Source organism: Escherichia sp. MOD1-EC6300, from assembly GCF_002965045.1.
Lineage (GTDB): Bacteria > Pseudomonadota > Gammaproteobacteria > Enterobacterales > Enterobacteriaceae > Escherichia > Escherichia coli_F.
On record NZ_PTRH01000009.1, the window covers coordinates 103453 to 124703 of the forward strand.

General features: G+C 51.1%; 11 protein-coding genes and 1 pseudogene. 7 read left to right on the forward strand and 5 right to left on the reverse strand.

Going from position 1 to position 21251, the window contains the following annotated elements:
- Positions 1-12 precede the first annotated feature (12 nt).
- The 6 genes and pseudogenes from BGE37_RS15075 to BGE37_RS15110 all read left to right on the forward strand — a co-directional run bounded on the left by BGE37_RS15075 (position 13) and on the right by BGE37_RS15110 (position 4704).
- Positions 13-204, forward strand: coding sequence for a YfgG family protein (locus BGE37_RS15075; RefSeq protein WP_000076001.1), 192 nt, complete (start codon positions 13-15; stop codon positions 202-204).
- A gap of 310 nt (positions 205-514) precedes the next feature.
- Entirely contained in the window at positions 515-1033 is a 519-nt protein-coding gene (locus BGE37_RS15085; RefSeq protein ID WP_001295476.1) for a glycine zipper 2TM domain-containing protein, read from the forward strand.
- Positions 1034-1048: 15 nt separating this feature from the next.
- Complete coding sequence (locus BGE37_RS15090; RefSeq protein WP_000755178.1) at positions 1049-1588, forward strand: DUF5384 family protein; 540 nt, start codon at positions 1049-1051, stop codon at positions 1586-1588.
- A gap of 371 nt (positions 1589-1959) precedes the next feature.
- Positions 1960-3429, forward strand: a complete 1470-nt coding sequence (locus tag BGE37_RS15100; protein ID WP_105288171.1) for an AAA family ATPase — start codon at positions 1960-1962, stop codon at positions 3427-3429.
- A gap of 87 nt (positions 3430-3516) precedes the next feature.
- Positions 3517-3840 (forward strand): annotated as a pseudogene (locus BGE37_RS15105) (integrase core domain-containing protein); the annotation flags it as partial.
- A 93-nt stretch (positions 3841-3933) separates the two neighbouring features.
- Positions 3934-4704, forward strand: coding sequence for a response regulator (locus BGE37_RS15110; RefSeq protein ID WP_105288172.1), 771 nt, complete (start codon positions 3934-3936; stop codon positions 4702-4704).
- 294 nt (positions 4705-4998) lie between these two features.
- On the opposite strand, the gene guaA is transcribed toward BGE37_RS15110, so the two are convergent.
- Together guaA and guaB are read right to left on the reverse strand one after the other, a co-directional pair.
- The gene (guaA, locus tag BGE37_RS15115) at positions 4999-6576 is read right to left on the reverse strand and encodes a glutamine-hydrolyzing GMP synthase (protein WP_000138270.1); all 1578 of its coding nucleotides are present in this window, start codon (positions 6574-6576) and stop codon (positions 4999-5001) included.
- A 68-nt stretch (positions 6577-6644) separates the two neighbouring features.
- Complete coding sequence (guaB, locus tag BGE37_RS15120; protein WP_001299507.1) at positions 6645-8111, reverse strand: IMP dehydrogenase; 1467 nt, start codon at positions 8109-8111, stop codon at positions 6645-6647.
- Positions 8112-8272: 161 nt separating this feature from the next.
- Here guaB and xseA point away from each other — a divergent pair, with 161 nt between their 5' ends.
- The gene (gene xseA / locus BGE37_RS15125; protein WP_105288173.1) at positions 8273-9640 is read left to right on the forward strand and encodes an exodeoxyribonuclease VII large subunit; all 1368 of its coding nucleotides are present in this window, start codon (positions 8273-8275) and stop codon (positions 9638-9640) included.
- A 55-nt stretch (positions 9641-9695) separates the two neighbouring features.
- On the opposite strand, the gene BGE37_RS15130 is transcribed toward xseA, so the two are convergent.
- The 3 genes from BGE37_RS15130 to sinH form a co-directional block, all read right to left on the reverse strand.
- Positions 9696-17780, reverse strand: coding sequence for an adhesion domain-containing protein (locus tag BGE37_RS15130; RefSeq protein ID WP_105288174.1), 8085 nt, complete (start codon positions 17778-17780; stop codon positions 9696-9698).
- 109 nt (positions 17781-17889) lie between these two features.
- A complete protein-coding gene (locus BGE37_RS15135; protein WP_032184879.1) occupies positions 17890-18882 on the reverse strand; it encodes a SinI family autotransporter-associated protein in 993 nt (330 codons plus the stop codon).
- A 55-nt stretch (positions 18883-18937) separates the two neighbouring features.
- Positions 18938-21112, reverse strand: a complete 2175-nt coding sequence (gene sinH / locus BGE37_RS15140; RefSeq protein ID WP_032184880.1) for an intimin-like inverse autotransporter SinH — start codon at positions 21110-21112, stop codon at positions 18938-18940.
- Positions 21113-21251: the final 139 nt, after the last annotated feature.

Here is a 21251-nt window from a genome sequence, read left to right on the forward strand (position 1 = left end):
AAGGAACCTTTTGTGAGTCAGGCAACCAGTATGCGAAAACGACACCGATTTAACAGTCGCATGACCCGTATCGTACTGCTCATCAGCTTTATCTTCTTCTTTGGCCGCTTTATCTACTCGTCCGTCGGTGCCTGGCAGCACCATCAGAGCAAAAAAGAAGCTCAACAATCCACACTCTCCGTCGAATCACCGGTACAACGTTAGCGGTTACCTTCTCCACCTTCACTGAACATAACGGCACCTCGCTGTCGGATGCAGTTGCTCTTTGAGATTATCAAAGCGGCAGATATTCTTTCATCTTAAATTTTACGTCTTTGTCCTGACTGATGTTTATCCTGTTTGGCTGCGAAATAAATATAAAATTAATACATATGTTTTAATGATGTATTTTTATAAATTATTTTCCACATGAATTTTAATAAATTTAATCTATTCCTTTATACGCAATACATTTACTTTCCTCTTTTGATGATCTTAAATGTCTTATTTTTCGTAATGTGTATAACAAGGAATAGTGATGAAATTTAAAAAATGTCTTCTGCCTGTGGCAATGTTAGCGTCATTCACTCTGGCAGGATGCCAGTCAAATGCTGATGATCATGCCGCCGATGTTTATCAAACCGATCAACTGAATACCAAACAAGAAACTAAAACCGTTAATATTATTTCCATTCTTCCCGCAAAAGTTGCCGTAGACAACTCCCAAAATAAACGAAACGCACAAGCCTTCGGCGCGCTTATTGGTGCAGTCGCTGGCGGTGTTATCGGCCACAACGTGGGGTCTGGCAGCAATTCCGGAACGACGGCAGGTGCAGTTGGCGGCGGAGCTGTTGGCGCGGCAGCAGGTTCTATGGTGAATGATAAAACCTTAGTGGAAGGTGTTTCTCTAACGTATAAGGAAGGCACCAAAGTGTATACCTCCACCCAGGTGGGTAAAGAGTGCCAGTTTACGACAGGTTTAGCCGTTGTTATTACCACGACGTATAACGAAACGCGTATTCAGCCAAATACCAAATGTCCTGAAAAGAGCTAATAATCAGGAGGAGTCATGAAGAAAGTTTTTCTTTGCGCCATCTTAGCCTCCTTAAGCTATCCGGCTATCGCCTCATCATTGCAGGATCAACTCTCTGCTGTCGCAGAAGCGGAACAGCAAGGTAAAAATGAAGAGCAAAGGCAGCATGACGAATGGGTCGCGGAGCGCAACAGGGAAATCCAGCAAGAGAAGCAACGTCGCGCAAACGCCCAGGCCGCCGCTAACAAAAGAGCGGCAACGGCAGCGGCAAATAAGAAAGCTCGTCAGGATAAACTGGACGCCGAAGCCACTGCGGACAAGAAACGCGATCAAAGTTATGAAGATGAGCTACGCAGCTTAGAGATTCAGAAACAAAAACTGGCGCTGGCGAAAGAAGAAGCCCGCGTTAAGCGAGAAAACGAATTTATCGATCAGGAACTGAAGCACAAAGCTGCGCAAACCGATGTGGTGCAATCTGAAGCTGACGCAAACAGGAATATGACTGAAGGCGGTCGCGATCTGATGAAAAGCGTGGGCAAAGCAGAAGAGAACAAATCGGACAGCTGGTTTAACTAAGCGATGTCAGTAACTTCAATCCTATGATTCGTGAGTATAAAAAACCCTCTGTAGTAACAGAGGGTTTTGCTAATTCATAGTGCAGGGATCAAATCATTCCCACTCAGCTATCAATGAGAAAATAAAATATAAATAAATCAATGCCTTGAAACAAACTACTTAGCAGATACCACGAAAAATACCATGTCTCAATAATAGAGCTGTCTACAGGCTGTTCAGACGAACAATATGGCCGCTCTACTCCTAATAGAGTCCTTAGCTCGTTCACATCACTAATTTCAACATAGATGTGAACAAAATGAGGCATCAACGCACCTATTCAGTTAGTGTATTTGTTATCGTATGTGGCAACAAGAAATGGAGTTACAATCTTGAAAGTAAGCGAGTTATCTAGCCAAATTGGCCGACTTTACGGCTTAAACAACATCAACATAATTATGGGCCGAAACGGTGCGGGAAAAAGTCGTTTCCTTCGCGATATCGAACAAACAATCAGCCAGAACAAGCAGCAATTTTATGTCCGGTATGTAAGTCCAGAGCGAGCAGGATCGTTCAAGCGTGATGGCACCGTCCTCACAAATATGAGCGACAACCCCGAATGGCTGAGGCACACTCGGGCAGTTAATCAGGCAAGCAACTTCAAAGCTGCATCGGCTATGCTATTTCGCGAGGCCGAGACGCTTTACTTACGTCGACTTGCCAATACTCCGGAAATTCGAACTGATCTAACGCGAAACTTTCAGACAGACCGATTAAGTAAAATTAATCAGCTTCTCACTAACATTTCGCTCGAGATGGGTAATGTCGATTATGAGTTTCGATCACTTGTAGATGGTCAGATTATTGATCCGGCCCAAATCAGTAGCGGTGAATCGGAAGCGGTTGCATTAGCCGCGGAAATCATCTATTTCTTCGACACAATAGATCCGGAGAAATTCAACGTACTCCTCCTCGATGAGCCTGATGTACATCTGCACCCCGACCTCCAAGCTAGACTGGGCAAGCTGATAATCAGTATGCTCGACGAATTTAGAACACACGCGAACAGTATTGCCATATGCTTATCCACCCATAGTTCCCCGCTCGTCTGTTCTCTTGCCGCCTCCCCATATGTATCAATCGGCACGAAGAGCTTTGCAGTAAATGAAATCTCATTGATACCGGCCAGCGATGAACTTCGAAAGATTGCACCATTCTTCGGGCACCCCCTATCGCTTTCTCTTAGCGAAGACGCTGCATTAATTTTGGAAGGAGAGGACGACGAACGAGTCTGGCAACAAGCGGCCAGAACATCACAGGGTCGAATAAAAATCTTTCCCGTACTAGCAGGTAGCGTAGATCAACAGAGTCAACTTGAGGATTTTTGCGTAGACCTCCTTAGTACACTCTATGACAATCCAATCGCCTTTTCCCTTCGTGATGGCGATGGTGTAATCAACAAGTCGCTTGAACATCGCCTACCTCTTAAACGCTATCGCTTACGATGCTACGCTATCGAAAATGTTCTTTTGACTGATTCATGCCTTGCAGTAATGAATGTTACATGGGTGGAATTTGTAGACGCAGCCAAAAAATGGGTTGAGGATAATCAAACACACTCCGACATAGCGTTGATTGCAGAACTAATGGAATCGAACGACCGATTGCGTCACAAGAAGATCAAGAAAATCCGCCAACTCGTCTGTGCTATTGTTGAGTGTAAAAAACCTTGGGAGGTAGTAGTTGGACAAGCAATCGGGGCATTGACCAGAGAAGACCTTGAAAACTCGAATATGTTGATCGATTTTCTTGGAGGAGAGATGGTCAGCGACGTCATCTTCAGGGACGCAATAAACCCATGAGAATGACCTGATACTATGACCACGATTGATCCGCCCTCATGGTATCAGTATTTATTTTATAACCCGCCTCTCAATACACCAAGAGATTGCGGTAAAGTGGAGCAGCATGATTACCAGCTTTATCTGGCGATAAATGATATTGAGCATACGAAAACGAAAGCAATGTCATCTAAGACCAATAGTATCTGCGAGCAGTTCCATAAAACGATACTGAACGAGTTTTATCAGGTGACGTTCCGCAAAAAGTTATATGATGATCTTGAAGCATTACAATCGGTTCTTGATGAATGGCGGGTTCACTATAATAATGAGCGAACCCATCAGGGAAAAATGTGCAGTGGCCGAACGCCGATGGAAACGTTACTTGATGGAAAGCACATCTGGGATGAGAAAAACTTAAGCCAGATGTAATCTGACAGATACCTTTATAAATAGCCGGTAATTGTCAGATCAGGTCTGATCTAATACAACTTAACTGTGTTATGAGCAATACTGAGGATGGATATGGAACCAGAGAAATTTGCTGAAACTGCAATAGGATTTACCAAAAGCCCTCTTGGTATCATTGCACTCTTTATTGTTCTCGTTTATGGATTTGCCTCTTTCGTCGTTGGCTTTGGTAATGGCTTATCAGAGCATATAGCTCCCCTTATTTATTTCATGGTTTTCTTTCCTGTCATTGTGTTTCTTGGCTTTCTCTGGCTTGTTGCGAAACATCATAATAAGCTTTACGGGCCGTCAGATTTCAAAGATGAAAATAATTTTTTAAGAGCGCAAATAGCTACAGCAGCATCATTGACCGCCGCCACAGCAAAACAGCCTGAAAATAGTGCAGGGGTCACTGAAAGCCAACTGCAAAAAATCGTCAACGTTGTATCCAATGCAAAACGGCAGAGTAAGCATGAAAAATGGCGAAATCGTATTTTATGGGTGGATGATCGACCAGAAAATAATGTTTACGAAAGACAGGCATTTGAGGCACAGGGAATAGAGTTCGCTTTAGCTCTTTCAACTGACGAAGCCTTGGAATTGTTAAAAACAAATAAGTTTGCAGCTATTATTTCGGATATGGATCGCAAAGAAGGGGCGCAAGAAGGTTATGTCTTACTAGAAAGATTACGCGCAATGGGAGACAAAACTCCTTTTATGATCTATGCGTCCTCAGATCTACCAGAGCACAAGAGAATGGCGAGAGAAAGAGGTGCAATTGGCTCCACTAATCGAGCAGAAGAACTCTTTCAAATTGTCATGGGTGCGATTACCAATGGCTCATAACAAAGCCATTAAATTCGCCCCCTACGGCTACGGTTGCCGGGCGCTCACAACGGCCAGTATCTCATTTGTCGATTTGATCGATCTCATTGTAAGCACTTCCGGCTAGACTGTTTTGGAATACCGCCATTTTGTTGGTAATGGCTTTTATCTTTAGGCCATAGCCGATGTTATAGAGTTACGGCCTTAAAAATAGAAGTCATAAACTCAATGAAAAACCAATAAAAAATGCCAGTCAGCAAACTGACTGGCATTAAAGTTAGTTGGAAAGGCTTAATTTACTATTTATAGCCAGTCCTACTCCCACTCAATAGTCGCTGGCGGCTTGCCGCTGATGTCATACACCACGCGGGAAATACCGTTCACTTCATTGATAATGCGGTTGGAAACGCGACCAAGGAAATCGTACGGCAGATGTGCCCAGTGTGCGGTCATAAAGTCGATGGTTTCGACGGCACGCAGAGACACAACCCAGTCGTATTTACGACCATCGCCCATTACGCCAACAGAACGTACCGGCAGGAACACGGTAAACGCCTGGCTAACTTTGTCGTACAGGTCCGCTTTACGCAGTTCTTCAATGAAGATGGCATCAGCACGGCGCAGCAGGTCGCAGTACTCTTTCTTCACTTCGCCCAGCACACGAACGCCAAGCCCTGGTCCCGGGAACGGGTGACGGTACAGCATGTCGTACGGCAGGCCCAGCTCCAGACCAATTTTACGCACTTCGTCTTTGAACAGCTCTTTCAGCGGTTCAACCAGGCCCATCTTCATCTCTTTCGGCAGGCCGCCCACGTTGTGGTGAGATTTGATGACGTGAGCTTTACCGGTTGCAGACGCGGCAGATTCGATAACATCAGGGTAGATAGTACCCTGCGCCAGCCACTTCACATCTTCCAGTTTCAGCGCTTCTTCATCGAATACTTCAACGAAAACGCGACCGATGATTTTACGTTTTGCTTCCGGATCGTTTTCACCAGCCAGCGCTGACAAGAAGCGATCTTCTGCCGGAACGTGAACAATGTTCAGACCAAAGTGATCGCCAAACATATCCAGAACCTGCTCTGCTTCGTTGAGACGCAGCAGGCCGTTGTCAACGAATACGCAAGTCAGGTTTTTGCCGATTGCGCGGTGCAGCAGCATTGCAGTCACGGAGGAATCCACGCCACCAGAGAGGCCGAGGATCACTTTATCGTCGCCTACCTGCTCGCGGATACGGGCTACTGCATCGTCGATAATTTTCGCTGGCGTCCACAGGGCTTCACACTGGCAGATATCACGCACAAAACGCTCCAGCATGCGCATCCCCTGGCGGGTATGAGTCACTTCCGGGTGGAACTGTACGCCATAGAAGCGTTTTTCTTCATTTGCCATGATGGCGAACGGGCAGCTTTCGGTGCTGGCTACGGTGATGAAGTCGGACGGGATAGCGGTAACTTTATCGCCGTGGCTCATCCAGACATCGAGCAGAGGTTTACCGTCTGCTGTCAGAGCATCTTCGATACCGCGAACCAGTGCGCTGTCGTTTACGACTTCAACCTGCGCATAGCCAAATTCACGTTCGTTAGAGGCTTCAACATGACCACCCAACTGCATTGCCATGGTCTGCATACCATAGCAAACGCCGAATACCGGTACGCCTGCTTCAAAGACATACTGCGGCGCACGCGGGCTGTTTTCTTCGGTGGTGCTTTCCGGGCCGCCGGAAAGAATAATGCCGCTTGGATTGAAGTCACGAATTTGTGCTTCTGTCACATCCCACGCCCACAGTTCGCAGTAAACACCCAGTTCACGCACGCGGCGCGCAACCAGTTGGGTGTACTGAGAACCGAAGTCCAGAATGAGGATGCGATGCTTATGAATGTTTTCCGTCATTGACGCTTATTCCGAGGCAAGTGAAACAGATAATATAAATCGCCCGACATGAAGTCGGGCGAAGAGAATCAGGAGCCCAGACGGTAGTTCGGGGACTCTTTAGTAATGGTCACGTCGTGAACGTGGCTTTCCTGAATGCCCGCACCGCTGATACGTACAAACTCCGCTTTAGTACGCAGTTCGTCGATAGTACCACAGCCGGTCAGGCCCATACAGGAGCGCAGGCCGCCCATCTGCTGGTGAATGATCTCTTTCAGACGACCTTTGTAGGCTACACGGCCTTCGATACCTTCCGGCACCAGTTTGTCGGCAGCGTTGTCGCTCTGGAAGTAACGGTCAGAAGAACCTTTGGACATCGCGCCCAGAGAGCCCATCCCACGGTAAGACTTGTAAGAACGGCCCTGGTAGAGTTCGATTTCACCCGGGGATTCTTCAGTACCCGCCAGCATGGAGCCTACCATCACCGCGCTTGCACCAGCAGCGATAGCTTTCGCGATATCGCCAGAGAAACGAATACCACCGTCTGCGATAACCGGAATCCCGGTGCCTTCCAGGGCTTCTACTGCGTCAGCAACGGCGGTGATCTGCGGAACACCGACGCCAGTAACAATGCGGGTAGTACAAATAGAACCAGGGCCGATACCCACTTTAACGGCACTGCAACCGGCTTCTGCCAGCGCGCGGGCACCTGCAGCTGTTGCCACGTTGCCGCCGATGATTTGCAGATCAGGATATTTAGCGCGAGTTTCACGGATACGCTGCAGAACGCCTTCAGAGTGACCGTGAGAGGAGTCGATCAGCAGAACGTCAACGCCTGCGGCAACCAGCGCATCAACACGCTCTTCGTTACCCGCACCTGCACCAACCGCTGCACCAACACGCAGACGGCCTTGCTCGTCTTTACAGGCGTTCGGTTTACGCTCCGCTTTCTGGAAGTCCTTCACAGTGATCATGCCGATCAGGTGGAATTCATCATCAACCACCAGCGCTTTTTCAACGCGTTTTTCGTGCATTTTTGCCAGCACAACTTCACGGGCTTCGCCTTCACGCACGGTTACCAGACGCTCTTTCGGCGTCATGTAAACGCTGACCGGCTGGTTCAGGTCGGTAACAAAACGCACGTCACGACCGGTGATGATGCCGACCAGTTCGTTTTCTTCGGTAACTACCGGATAGCCTGCAAAGCCGTTACGCTCGGTCAGTTCTTTCACTTCACGCAGGGTGGTTGTCGGCAGAACAGTCTGCGGATCGGTTACCACGCCAGATTCGTGTTTTTTCACGCGGCGAACTTCTTCAGCCTGGCGTTCAATGGACATGTTTTTGTGGATAAAGCCGATACCGCCTTCCTGAGCCAGGGCGATAGCCAGGCGCGCTTCCGTTACGGTATCCATTGCTGCGGAGAGCATAGGGATATTCAGACGAATAGTTTTCGTCAGCTGGGTGCTGAGGTCAGCGGTATTCGGCAGAACGGTAGAATGTGCAGGAACGAGGAGAACGTCGTCAAACGTCAGAGCTTCTTTAGCGATACGTAGCATGGGCAATATCTCGACCAGAGTGGTTAATAAATATTGCCGCGGCATTATACAGAGCGTAACCGATTGCATCTACCCCTTTTTGCAAAAAATGCTTGCTATCCCCGGAGGGCGGGTTACTATCGACTGAATAACCTGCTGATTTAGAATTTGATCTCGCTCACATGTTACCTTCTCAATCCCCTGCAATTTTTACCGTTAGCCGCCTGAATCAAACGGTTCGTCTGCTGCTTGAGCATGAGATGGGGCAGGTGTGGATCAGTGGCGAAATCTCTAATTTCACACAACCGGCTTCCGGTCACTGGTACTTTACGCTTAAAGACGATAACGCCCAGGTGCGCTGCGCGATGTTCCGCAACAGCAATCGCCGGGTGACCTTTCGCCCGCAGCATGGGCAACAGGTTTTAGTTCGCGCCAACATTACGCTGTATGAACCGCGCGGCGATTATCAAATTATTGTCGAAAGTATGCAGCCCGCCGGTGAAGGTTTACTGCAACAGAAGTACGAACAGCTTAAAGCGAAGTTGCAGGCTGAAGGGTTATTCGACCAGCAATTCAAGAATCCGCTACCGTCTCCTGCGCACTGCGTGGGCGTTATCACCTCAAAGACCGGTGCTGCACTGCACGATATTTTGCATGTGTTGAAACGCCGCGATCCGTCTCTGCCAGTGATAATTTACCCGACCGCCGTTCAGGGCGATGACGCACCGGGGCAAATCGTTCGCGCCATTGAGCTGGCGAATCTTCGCAACGAATGTGACGTACTGATCGTCGGGCGTGGCGGTGGTTCGCTGGAAGATTTATGGAGTTTTAACGATGAACGCGTGGCACGGGCGATTTTTGCCAGCCGCATTCCGGTGGTCAGCGCCGTTGGGCATGAAACCGATGTGACGATTGCCGACTTTGTTGCTGATCTACGTGCGCCAACGCCGTCAGCCGCCGCCGAAGTGGTGAGCCGCAATCAGCAAGAGTTACTGCGTCAGGTGCAGTCTGCGCAGCAACGGCTGGAAATGGCGATGGATTACTACCTCGCCAACCGCACACGACGTTTTACGCAGATTCATCACCGTTTACAGCAGCAGCATCCACAGCTCCGGCTGGCGCGTCAGCAAACCACGCTTGAGCGTCTGCAAAAGCGGATGAGCTTTGCGTTGGAGAATCAGCTTAAACGCGCCGGTCAGCAACAGCAGCGATTAACACAGCGGCTGAATCAGCAAAATCCGCAGCCGAAGATTCACCGTGCGCAAACGCGGATCCAACAGCTGGAATATCGTCTCGCTGAAACACTTCGCGCACAGCTTAGCGCCACGCGCGAACGCTTTGGTAATACAGTGACGCACCTCGAAGCGGTGAGTCCACTCTCCACGCTCGCACGCGGTTATAGCGTTACCAGCGCCGCTGATGGCGCGGTGCTGAAACAGGTTAAGCAGGTGAAAGTGGGTGAGACACTGACCACTCGCCTGGGCGATGGCGTAGTGATCAGTGAAGTGAGTGCTGTGACGAAAATCCGCAAGCCTCGCAAGAAAACCTGATGACGTATTGCGAATCTTATTTACATCTTGGCCCCCATTTACAGACCCGTTAAGACTACTGGAAACAGGTTGCAAACCCCGCAGTACTGGATGCCTGAATACCGCAGTTTTGTGTCCCCGCCCCTTCATCCATGCCACAATAGAACGAACCGGCCCGATCGGTAGAGAAATAGGGGAAGCTTATCGATGATGGCCATCCCAGCGCGCTAAAGCTGCTATGTAACGACTGTAAATCGGTATAGCTCGGTGCTCTACTAAAGTCACCGCACTGCTTTGCAATATCCCATTTTTGAGCATCGATCACATGTGCCAGCGCCCAGATTTCATTATTCACCGTTGGCGCTACTGCCGCTGTAGCCCCTGACGGCAACTCTGATTGCAATAGCGGGCGATGTAACGTCTTGCCACTTACGGTGGCGGTATCCGCCATATGCCCCCAGAAATACGCCGTGGCGACATTCGGGCTGGTCGGCACGGTGAAAATCGTATCCAGCGTCGCCGTTATTGTGGCGTTATCCGTCAGCGTCACCGTCAACGGCGTTTTATATCCTGGCGTATTATCCTGACGAACGGCAAAACTTGCCGTACCGTCCGCCCCTGTCACACCGTCGATCGTATTCCCACTGTCAGCCAGCGTTACCACCGTCCCGCTGGCAGGTTGTACCGTCATATCATCCATCGCCGCAACATCACCATACAACGTCGCCCCGCTGTTACGCGGCACGGCATCACCACGTTTTAAGGTGAAAGCGACATTCGGTACCGGCTTCCCGGCGCTGTCTTTTACGGTAACAACGACGGGCGCGGCTTCACCTTTTTTTACCTTCGCCGCCTGCGTAGTGGCATCTATCACCGTCGATGTCAGCGTGACGCTGGAGACGGTCGCGCGGGGATTGACCAGACATCCCTGATACCCCGTACTCGCCGTCGACGACTCAAAACCATTATTCAGACTGACAACCAGGGCATTCCCCTGCTTGTTATCCAGTGCCCACCATGCATACTTCGTAGACCAGCCGATTTGAGTCGTCAGCGTGTTCCCCGGATAGCGCGCGTAGAGCGATAATAAATCATCGCTCAATGGCCGACGTGCCGCTTCACAAGGACTGAGGCTGCTATCTTCCCTTTGCGTTGCCTTAAACAACGGCCACACTTCATTGTTATCCGTCACCTGACTGACTCCGGCGCTCGACGGCAGCTCTTTCAACAATTTAGGCCGTTCAAAGACCACGCCGTTTTCCGCCGTTACCGTATCCGGCATATGGCCCCAGTAGGTCGCCATTGCGGAATCCGGGCTGGTGACGACGGTAAAGATCGTATCAAGGACGCTGGTAGTTGCGACATCTCGCGCCAGTATAGCGGTGAACGGAATGGCCAGGCCGATGGTCTCAGGCTGTTCAACATTGAAAGTGGCCGTACCATCACTGCCGGTGAAACCTTGCCATTGCGTATCGTGTGCGGCCAGAGAAAACTCCGCCGACACAGGTGTCAACTCTGTCAACGTCATTGCATTTGCCGGCGTGCCCACTCCTGCTCCTGAACGGCTCATCGCTGAACCACGCCTGAGCGTAACGGCCTCTCCCGCCAGCGGGTTGCCATCACGATCTTTGACCGTCACCACAATTGGCAGTGGGTTACCTTTTTTCACTGACGCGCTGGGTCGCCCGCCATTACTGAGGGTTCTGGCGTTATCCATTGCGGATGACGTCAACATTACGCTGACGCCTGCCGGATGCGGCTTCGCCAGGCAAAGCATCAGCGCGTTGTTTGCCGAGCTCTTCGCGATATCTCCTGCGCTCAGGCTGACAGTCTGATACTGCCACGTATATAAATCCGGCATGACCATATCATAAGCCCACCACTTGCCTGCATATATCGGCAGCCCCAGGTCAGTCATTATCGCGCCGTTGGGATGATCATTATACAAATCCAACAATTCATTACTGCGCGGTTGATTCTCCAGCGGACAATCTGTCGATGTTAAATTTTGAACGTTGCTCATATACGACCACACTTCACCATTGCCGTTAGTGCTAATCGATGACCCTGAAGTCGCTTCGGCTTTCAGGAGCGGTCGTCTGAAGGTGACGCCTGCCGAACTGGTAAAGGTGTCCGGCATGTATCCCCAGAATTTCGCGCTCGGTGAGTCCGGGCTGGTTATCACCGTGTAGATAACATCCAGCGTGGCGGTTTTGGTTGTATCGCGCGCCAGCGTGACGGTTATCGGTGTCGCCAGACCTGTCGTGGCATTCTGGCTCACTTCAAAGGTGGCTGTGCCATCACTGCCCGTTGTTCTGAGCACTTTTGCCCCATTTGCCGTCAGCCCAGCGTCGCTGTTCGCGGGTATCAATGACTTCACGGTAAGATCGTCCGCACTCGAGTTAACGGTTGCTTTCGAGCGATCCAGCGTCGTTCCACGCGTGAGGGTAAAGTCGGCGTAGGGTACCGGATTCCCGGTGCTATCACGTACGGTCACCGTCAGCGGAATCGTCTCACCTTTCTTCGCTACGGCGCTCGGTCGACCACCATTGCTGACCGTTTTTGCCGCATCCTGTGCTGTTGAAGTGATCTCTATCATCGCCGGAACGGTATGCGGTTCCACCAGGCACATCACTACCGCCGTATAACTGGACGATGCCTGAACTGTCTGACCATTAACGAGCGAATATGCCTGGTTGCTCCAGCTGCTGCCAGAAACCGTCATCATGTCGTAGGCCCACATATACCCGGCGGAAGTCGGCAAGCCGAGCACCGTGCCCAACTGGTTGTTAGGGTAATCCGCATACAACCCCTGCATGTCAGTCATCAGCGGTTGATAACTCTCATCACACCCAGCCTTGCTGGCATCCGTTTTCTCCGTTGCTGTCAGGCGCGACCAGACTTCATTATTGGTCGTTACCGCCGTACCACCAGAAAGTTCAGCTTTGAGGAAAGGCCGTTTGAAGGTGACGCCCTTGCTGCTGGTAAAGGTTTCCGCCATATGCCCCCAGTTGGCCGCCAGCGGTGTATCCGGGCTGGTGACGACGGTGAAGATCACTGGCAAGGTGTTCGACGACACGCCGGTATCGTTCAACAGAGCATAAAAGTCGGTTTTGAGTCCAGTAGACACATCCTGTCGGAGTGTCATCGTGGTGGTTCCGTCTGGCCCGGTCACGCCATACAGAATGGTCGATGCAGTGGTATCCACCGTCGTACCCGACGCAGTCGTGACCGACACTTTCTGCGATGTTGACGCCACATTTTGGCGATTGACCGGGTTAGCGTGTTTCAGGGCAAACGGCGTATTGCCGACTAAATTCCCCTGTGCATCTTTAGTCGAAATGCGGATCGACACGCTATCGCCTTTCTGCACTTTGATCGCGCTAAGCGTACTGTCAATGCTGACAAATTGCGAGGGGTCTGAGGCCTCCAGCGTAATCTGGCTAGCAGCCGTCAACGGCGTTGTGCGGCAGGTTTGTTGCACGACTGTGTTCGTCGAGATTTGTGAGACTGCACCAGTATTCAGTTGCACCACATTGTAGTAACGGCTCCCTGTTTGCGTATCACTCGGGGTATTGGTGAGATAGGTCGTTTTTACCGGCCATCCCTGCACCGTACTCATCACATTACCGCTATTGGCGTCATACAAAGACTTCAGTCCATCCAGCGTCGGCATATAATCTGTACCACACCCATTCATGCTGGTGTCAGCCGACTGAGTCCAGGTGAATCTTGCCCAATCTTCACCGTTTTCAGCCGTAGAATTTCGACCACTGGTGTTACTCAGCTCTTTCAACAACAGTGGTCGTTTATAGATTGTACCGTCGGAGGCCATCACCGTTTCGGCCATATGTCCCCAAAAATTCGCTTTTGGCGAATCCGGGCTGGTCACGACAGTAAAGACCACCGGTAGCGTCGCCTTGACGCTGCTGGACGTATCCAGTTTTGCCGTGAGATCGGTTCTTAACCCGGTACTGTTATCCTGTTTCAGGGTAAATGTCGTTGACCCGTCTGCACCAGTCACGCCGTAAATCGTTTCACTCGTCGACTGGAAATTATTTCGCGTATTTCCCCAAGCATCCGTCACCGTCAGCGCGCCCACGCTCGCGGTTGCTGATGCGTTAGCCCGACTCACGCTGTTGGCACGCGTCAGGATAAATGCCGTATTGCCCACCAGGTTGCCTTGCGTATCTTTGGTGGTGACGCGCACCACGGATTCTTCGCCTTTTTTCGCTTTTACCACGTTATAGGTGGTATCCAGCGTCGCCGGATCTGCCGCTTCCAGCAGAATTTGGCCCACCGTGGTTACCGGCGTGGTCTGGCAGGTCAGCAGTTGCAGCGCCGTTGATGACACTGCCGCACTCGTGCCATTGCTGAGATCTACCGCCTTGTAGTTACGCTGCTCCATGCTGCCGTTGTCGGACGTGTTGGACAAATAGCGTGTTGCCACCGGCCAGCCCTGCACGGTTTTCATGGTGTTGCCCGCATTATTAGCAAACAGTGACGTCAGACCGGCTTGAGTCGGAATATAGTTGGTTCCACAGCCACTATACGTCGTGGAAGAACTCGCATAATTAATGTTAAACAACGCCCAGTTTTCATTGTCTTCAGACGTCGATGTTCGCCCAGTCTGATAGGCCAGTTCCTTCAACAACAGCGGGCGTTTAAATACCGTACCGTCCGCAGCCGTCACCGTTTCCGGCATATGCCCCCACATTTTCGCTTTGCTACTATCCGGGCTGGTGACCACAGTAAAGATTGTATCCAGGCTGTCTTTTTTTGTTGGATCGGAATACAACGTCGCCGTCAGCGCCGTTTTGGTGCCGTGAGTATCCGGGCGGGTAATATTGAGGATTTTGCTGCCGTCGCTACCGGTCATGGCAGTATAAAATCCCGCGGTGTCGTTCAACGTCGTTTCATCCGCCAGCCCACTGTTAATCACCACCGGTGCCACCAGCGCATCGCCACTACCGGCAATATGTTTTTCGCCCGTGCGGGTATAACCGTCTCCGCGACTCAGTTTAAATGGCATATCCGTGAGCGGATTACCCTGCGCATCTTTTACCGTTACCTTAACCCGTAGCGTTTCGCCTTTTTTCAGCTTCGCCGCGTTATTTCCGGCAGCCCACTGTGCGTTATCAACCACATCCAGCGTAATGCTGCTGGCAGGTTTGTTCGCCGTCGTCAGGCAACTGACGTAAACCGGCGTATCGCCGCCGATGGCCTGTGCGCCGTTATCCAGGGCAATGGTGTAATTGTGCGGCGTTAAATCCGCGGGGGAACTGCTCCAGTAGGGCTGACGCTGCGTCGGCCAGCCGTGTGTGGCTTGCACCGCATTACCGTTATTAGCGTCATAAAGCGCACTGAGCTGGGAGCGGCGCGGCAGCATATTGGTTCCGCAACCGCCTTTACTGGTAATGGCCGTACTGGCCTGGCTAACGCGCGCCCAGACTTCGTTTTTTTCCGTTAGTGTGCCATCCGGACTGGCGATTTCTGCTGCCAGCTTAGGCCGGGTAAAGGTTAATGAATCAACGGTAATCGTTTCATCCATATGGCCCCACATCTGCGCCCCACTAACATCCGGGCTGGTTGGGGTGGTAAAAATAACATTGTAATTAATGGCATTTGGTAGATGGGAATTGACCGGCGTAATGCTCAGCACGGTTCTTAACCCCACCCCCTGGGGTTGCTCTATTTCGACCGTTGCCACGCCTTGTGCATCTGTCGTACCTGTGTAGACCATCGACGGCTGTGATGTGCCGTATTGCGTGCCATTCATCGAGATTGCGCCGCTGCTCGGGTCATCAAACCCGCTCACCAGCCCCGCTCGGTTATACCCCATGCCTTTGGTAATGGTGAATGCAGTAAAGGGTACCGGGGTATTATTGAGCGCGTTAATCGTACGCACGGTCATCACGATGGTGTCACCTACTTTGGCCTGCGCTTTGCTGCCAGGGGTGATATCGTGATCGGTGCTGACTTCAACCTTCGCTACCATCTCATTGCCCGAACAGGAGAGGTAATTCTGCTTAAAGCCGGAGTAGCTGTCGACGTTTCCGTTCCCCAGATTCACCGATGAATGCGTGGCTTGCTCCACCGCGCTTAAGTAGCTCTGTTGGGCGGTGGGCCAGCCATACTCAGTGCCAATCGCGTTACCGGGATGGGCTGAAAACAGGCTTTCCAGCCCACTCTGACGTGGCGTATGGCCGACGCCGCATTCAGCCTGCATACTGGTGTCTTGATCGAACAGCGCCCAGTCTTCGTCATTTTCCCGCACCGATCCCAGTTCATGCTCAGTTTCATCCGCCAGCACTGGGCGTTTGAACAGACTGCCAGATACAACAATGCCGCGCATATGGCCCCACATCCGCGCCTTGTCGCTGTCCGGGCTGGTGATCACAGTAAAAATCACGTCTTTGGCATCTGTAGCCGTAAAATTGCTGCGCATTTTCGCCGTGATATGGGTTTTCACGCCTGCGCCGTCGGGCTGACTCAGGGTTAGCGAAGCCTGACCGTTGACATCGGTCATGCCTTCATAGGTGTGAGCATCAACCTGTTGTAAATTCGAACCACCAGTAATCTGCACCGGATGGGCTTCCCAGGCGGAATCGGTTTGATTTTTGCGGTTAACGCCGTCATCCAGATGCAGCGAGAAGTAGTAATACGCCAGTGGTTGATCGTTATTTTTATTGTCGGTGATCGTCAGACGCATCGTGGCGTCTTCGCCCACCTGCGATTTCATCGCCTGTGCCGTATCATCATAGTTTTCGGGCGTAAGGACGATTTTCGGTTCGACATCAGGCGCGGGTTTATCCACGCAGCTCACAAGAAACGGGGTGCTATCCGGCTTTTGCGTTTCACTACGGTTAGAGACATCCGCCGCATGGTGCTGCCCGGTGGTGCCCGCCAGCGATGACCAGTAATAATCCCCCTGCATCGGCCAGCCAAGGGCTGTCTGCACCGACGTGGGGATAACGGTCGCCAGCGCGCCGAAGTGGCGCATGCCGGGCAGCACGGTGCAGTGGCTATCTGCGCCGCTCCAGGTGAAGGTGGACCAGGTTTCGTTATGATCGACAACCGTGGCGCTTTCATTGCTGACTTCTGCCGCCAGCTTTGGTCGACTGAAGGTGTAACCGTGGGCTTCTACCGTCTCCGCCATATGGCCCCACATCGTAGCCTGCGCCACGTCCGGGCTGGTGAGTACGGTAAAAATCACTGCGGTTTCGCTGGTTTGCGCAATGCCGGAAATGCTGACCACCAGTGGCGTTTTGACACCAGGGCCGTTCGGTTGGCTCACCGTGATGGTGGCCGTGCCGTTGGAATCAGAGGTGCCATGGTATTCGGTAGCCGTCGTCGTTAACTCGGTGCTATCCAGTACCACTGGCGCACTATTATTCACTGCCCCCTGGCGATTTTCAGCATCTTTACGTTTGATAATAAACGGAATATTACCCGCGACGTTGCCCTGACAATCTTTAGTGGTGACGGTGAGCGTGATGGTGTCGCCAACGGTGGTTTTTGCCGCCGCGATCGTTTCGTTATAACCGCTGGCGCTCACCGAGATTAAATCGCCCTGCGCGGGCGCGATGTTCAGGGTCACTTTCTGGTCCACCAGCGCCACCGTCCCCGCATAGGGATACCCGGTCGAGGTCAGCAGGTAGAGTAGTGGGAGGGTTTGCTGCGCATCAATCTGCGGCCAGGCCACCAGCGAGCGTCCGGCGAGCCCCTGAGCGCAAAAGCTACGGTTAGCAATGGGTTGTGGGTTAAGGGGCACATCGGGCGTGGCGGCATCGGCCCACACCAGGCTGACGGTAGGGGGTGTTTGATTTTCCCAGCGCAGCGCAGGTGGTGTGGAAAACTGGTCGCCTTCATTGTCCTGAGGATTAGCAACAATCAGGTTAGCAGCGTCATCGTCAACACTAAATTCATTCGGTTTAGCAGAAAACCCGACATCATGAGATTCAGCAGGATTAAGCTGAACACTGCCCTGATAGACGGGTACGCTGGCGCTGTCGGCAAAAGGAACGGTTCCGTTAAACTCGCCTGTAGAATCAGGATATGTCTGCCATTCCGCCCCTGCCCGTGCAAAGTCAGACAGCATAAAAGCTGCCAACATGCCCAGAAGCATAATGATTTTCCCTGGTTTCAGACATACCGACATGTAGAAAACTCCAGCATGATAAACAAAACATCAACCTGTTTTGCTTAACGCGTCGCTAAGCAAAACAGGCGGAAAACAGCATTCCCATATGGGAATGCTGTTGTGCGCATTAGTGGTGTTTGTAAATGATAGACAGCGTATAGCCCTGAACGCCGTCGCCGTTTGCCGGGATCGCAAGACCACTCTTACCATTACGGTCACTACCATTAAGGCTGGTTCTTGCTTCTTCGTTAGTTTGCGGGATAACAATGTCATTGTTATCGAAGCTGGCATTAGCAATACCGCCCGCCGCAGCAAGTTGTTTACTGTTACCGTTAAAGACCCATGCAAAGTCATAGTTAGCGGTAACGTCCATATCCGTACCTGCGTCGTATTTATCGTTCTGGTTTTCATCCGAGTACAGTTTGGCCACATACGTTTTATTAAGCGCAATGGCCGTGTTACCACCGATAAGGTTGGTAGTGGTGCCTTTCTCGAAGATGGCAACTTTCAGATTCTGGTTCACAACCGGGCCGGGATCGACATTGTCCGTATCGCTGCCGCCACCGCTGGCCGTTGAAATATCCAGCAGAGTCAGCGACGTTCCCTCGAAGGGATTACCGGTCTGGGTGATGGGCTGGATTTCAACACCGATATAACGCCCACGATCGTCATCAGTGAGTTTATAACTCGTCTTGCCTGCCGCTGCGGTCAGCTCCGTTTTATCGCCACCCGCATTATTGCTGTAGCTGTACCATTTGATAGTGGCCGTCGTTTTCGCATCAATGCCTGCGGGACCATCATCAACATCCCCTTCGGTATCGCCGATATCCCATCCCAGCGTGATGGTATCCCCTGAGTAAAGGCGTTTATCCGTCTCGCTACCTGCAGGGCGGGTCCCTTTACCATCAGACGTCACTTTAATGTGATCCGCATCTTCCGAGTTAATCGTGGCATTCCCCCCTTCGCGATAGAGCCAGGGTATAGTCCCTTCGAATTCAGCGGTCGCTCCACTGGCGACCCAGGCGGCATCTTCCGCCATAGCGGCTGGTACGGCACAGTATCCAGCCAGCATCAACGCGAGCGCGACTTTTGTCAGGCCACGTTTCATATCAGGTTTCATAAACACTCTCCTTGATTAATATTCAGCGGTGGCCCGATCAGCCATGGCGCCGACCCTATTTCTTGCTGTAATTGACCTGCAAACCGTATCCCTGCACGCCATCGGTTACCTGGGCACTAAACTTTGCTGCCGCTTCCTTGTTGGTTGCCGGGATCTCTATATCGACGTTCGTGGTATTGGTTTGCGCACCGGTATTGCCATTTACGCTATGCCCCGTGAATTCCCACTGATAGTCATACTGTTTCATCTCATCGTCAGTGAGCTTCTCAGAAAGCTGGAACACGCCGTCTTTGTTAGCGTCGCGCCACAGCACAAAGCGATAGCGGCTATTGAGAGGCAACGGTTCTTTGTTGCCGATAAGATTGACGGGCTTAGCTGCACCAACGCGGTAGATAAAAGCATTCAGCCCGCCGATGTCAGAACCCAGGAACGTTACGTCAACATAGTTACTGTCATCATAAGGGGCGGCTTTCGCCTTCCAGCGGAAAGTGCCGGGCAACGTACTGGAGAGCGTAACGGTCCCCTTTTCTTTATCTTGTTTGACGATAAAAACGCACGGCACTTCGGTGGTGCAGGGTTTATTCGTCAGCGTCACTTTTTTATCGTTGGCATCAAACAGCTGCGGGCTGAGATTATCCTGCGGCAAGACATTACCGTTACGGTCAGTGTTGTCGCCAAAGCTATCGGTAACGTCGAGATCCATGACGACACCATCTACACCATCCGCTTGCGCGCTGGCTTCGTGGCTGTGATTGTTCTCATCCGGTACATTGGCGATGTTGTTAACAATGAGCTCAATTTTACGGTCCTGCTGAACGGTAATTTCCACCACGCCGGAGTTCTGCCGATTGCCTTTTTCATCTTCCAGCGCCAGGCGTACCCGCCAGGTATTGAGTTTTTCCTGGTCGGCTTTATCAGAGCTGTACTGCCAGGCAGGCAGCACCAGATTCCAGTGATTGTTGTTCCCTTCGGTAAGCGTATTTTCTTTGATAACCGGCATCACCAGCGTACGTGCAGCATTGTTTTTCGCCTGCCAGGAGGCAGCAACGATTTTGTAATGATGATTAATGAGCGCGTTAATGGTCCACTTACATTTTTCCAGCCCGATGGCTGCTTCTGGCGTATCTTTAATCACGCACTCGGGATGTTCATTCGTCGCATCAGCTTTCAGCCACAAAGTGACATCGAGGGGATCTTTCTCTTTGTATTCCAGAACAATAAAGTTGTTACGTTCAACAAAGTCGTGACGGCTGCCCATGAGCGAGTGAGCCGCGCTTACTTTGTCAGGATCAAGCTGGTCTTTGAGCGAGACGCCAAACTGGTAGTTCAGCGTTGCGTTAACAGAAAGATCGGTATTATCGCCAGTGCCGGCTTTGAAATCCGTTCCTACGGCAATGAGCGGTACGGGCTGGTATTTCACACCCAGCGTGACGGCGAAGGGATCTTTCTCCAGATTATCGGTGCCAAAAAGCGCGACTTCATCACCGTAATACTGTTCGAAAACGATTTTACCGCCAAGCTGCGGGTAAGCAGGTAGCCAGGCTTCGGCGCGAATATCCCAACCGCGCGCAGGACGCTCCTCATAAAAATCGAAATCTTCGGAGTCTTTCCAGTCAGAAAGCGGATGATAATAGTTGCCAGAGAATTTTAAATAATCAGTCCAGGCTTCGGCACCTAAACCTAAACGGCGATGCCCACGGGTAAAATCATAATCATAAAATATATTTCCACCCAATAACCATCTATCAAAATTATGTCTTACACCAAGCCCAATATTCCCGATCGTACGATCTTCTTTTCGTTGTGCAGAAAATTGGCTGAAATAAACAGTAGTTTGATTATCATACCAGGGAACAAAATAGTCGATGGAACTGCCATCCAGATCGCCGCCCTGACCAAGAGAAAGATTCGTTCGGACCTTACCGTAGGGGGAGAGTGTATCCTCAATATAAGATTGTGTCGTAGAGGTAATTTGACTTTGCAGATAGCTTCTGGCCTGGGACTCCAGCGCCTCGGGTGTGAGGTTTTCAAACCCTTGCGTGGCAGAGTTAATGACGTAATCGGCACCACGCTCTTTTAGCGATTTACCCTTGTTAGTTTGCTCTTCCTGTTGTGCGGCCTGACTACCTAAATCAGGTAACGATTCTTTATGCTCAACATTTATCTCTGGAGCCGCAAAAGCAGCTCCAGAGATAAATGTTAGCATAATACAGCGTTTCCATCGCAGCATGCACATCCCCTGTGACATTAATAATGCTTAAAATTAGCTCTAATATTCTATTCCAGATTATTCAGAAAGGCACGCCAGGAAAACTAAATATAATCTTAAATTTATAACACAGTGATTTCGCTCACTTACATTTGCGTTT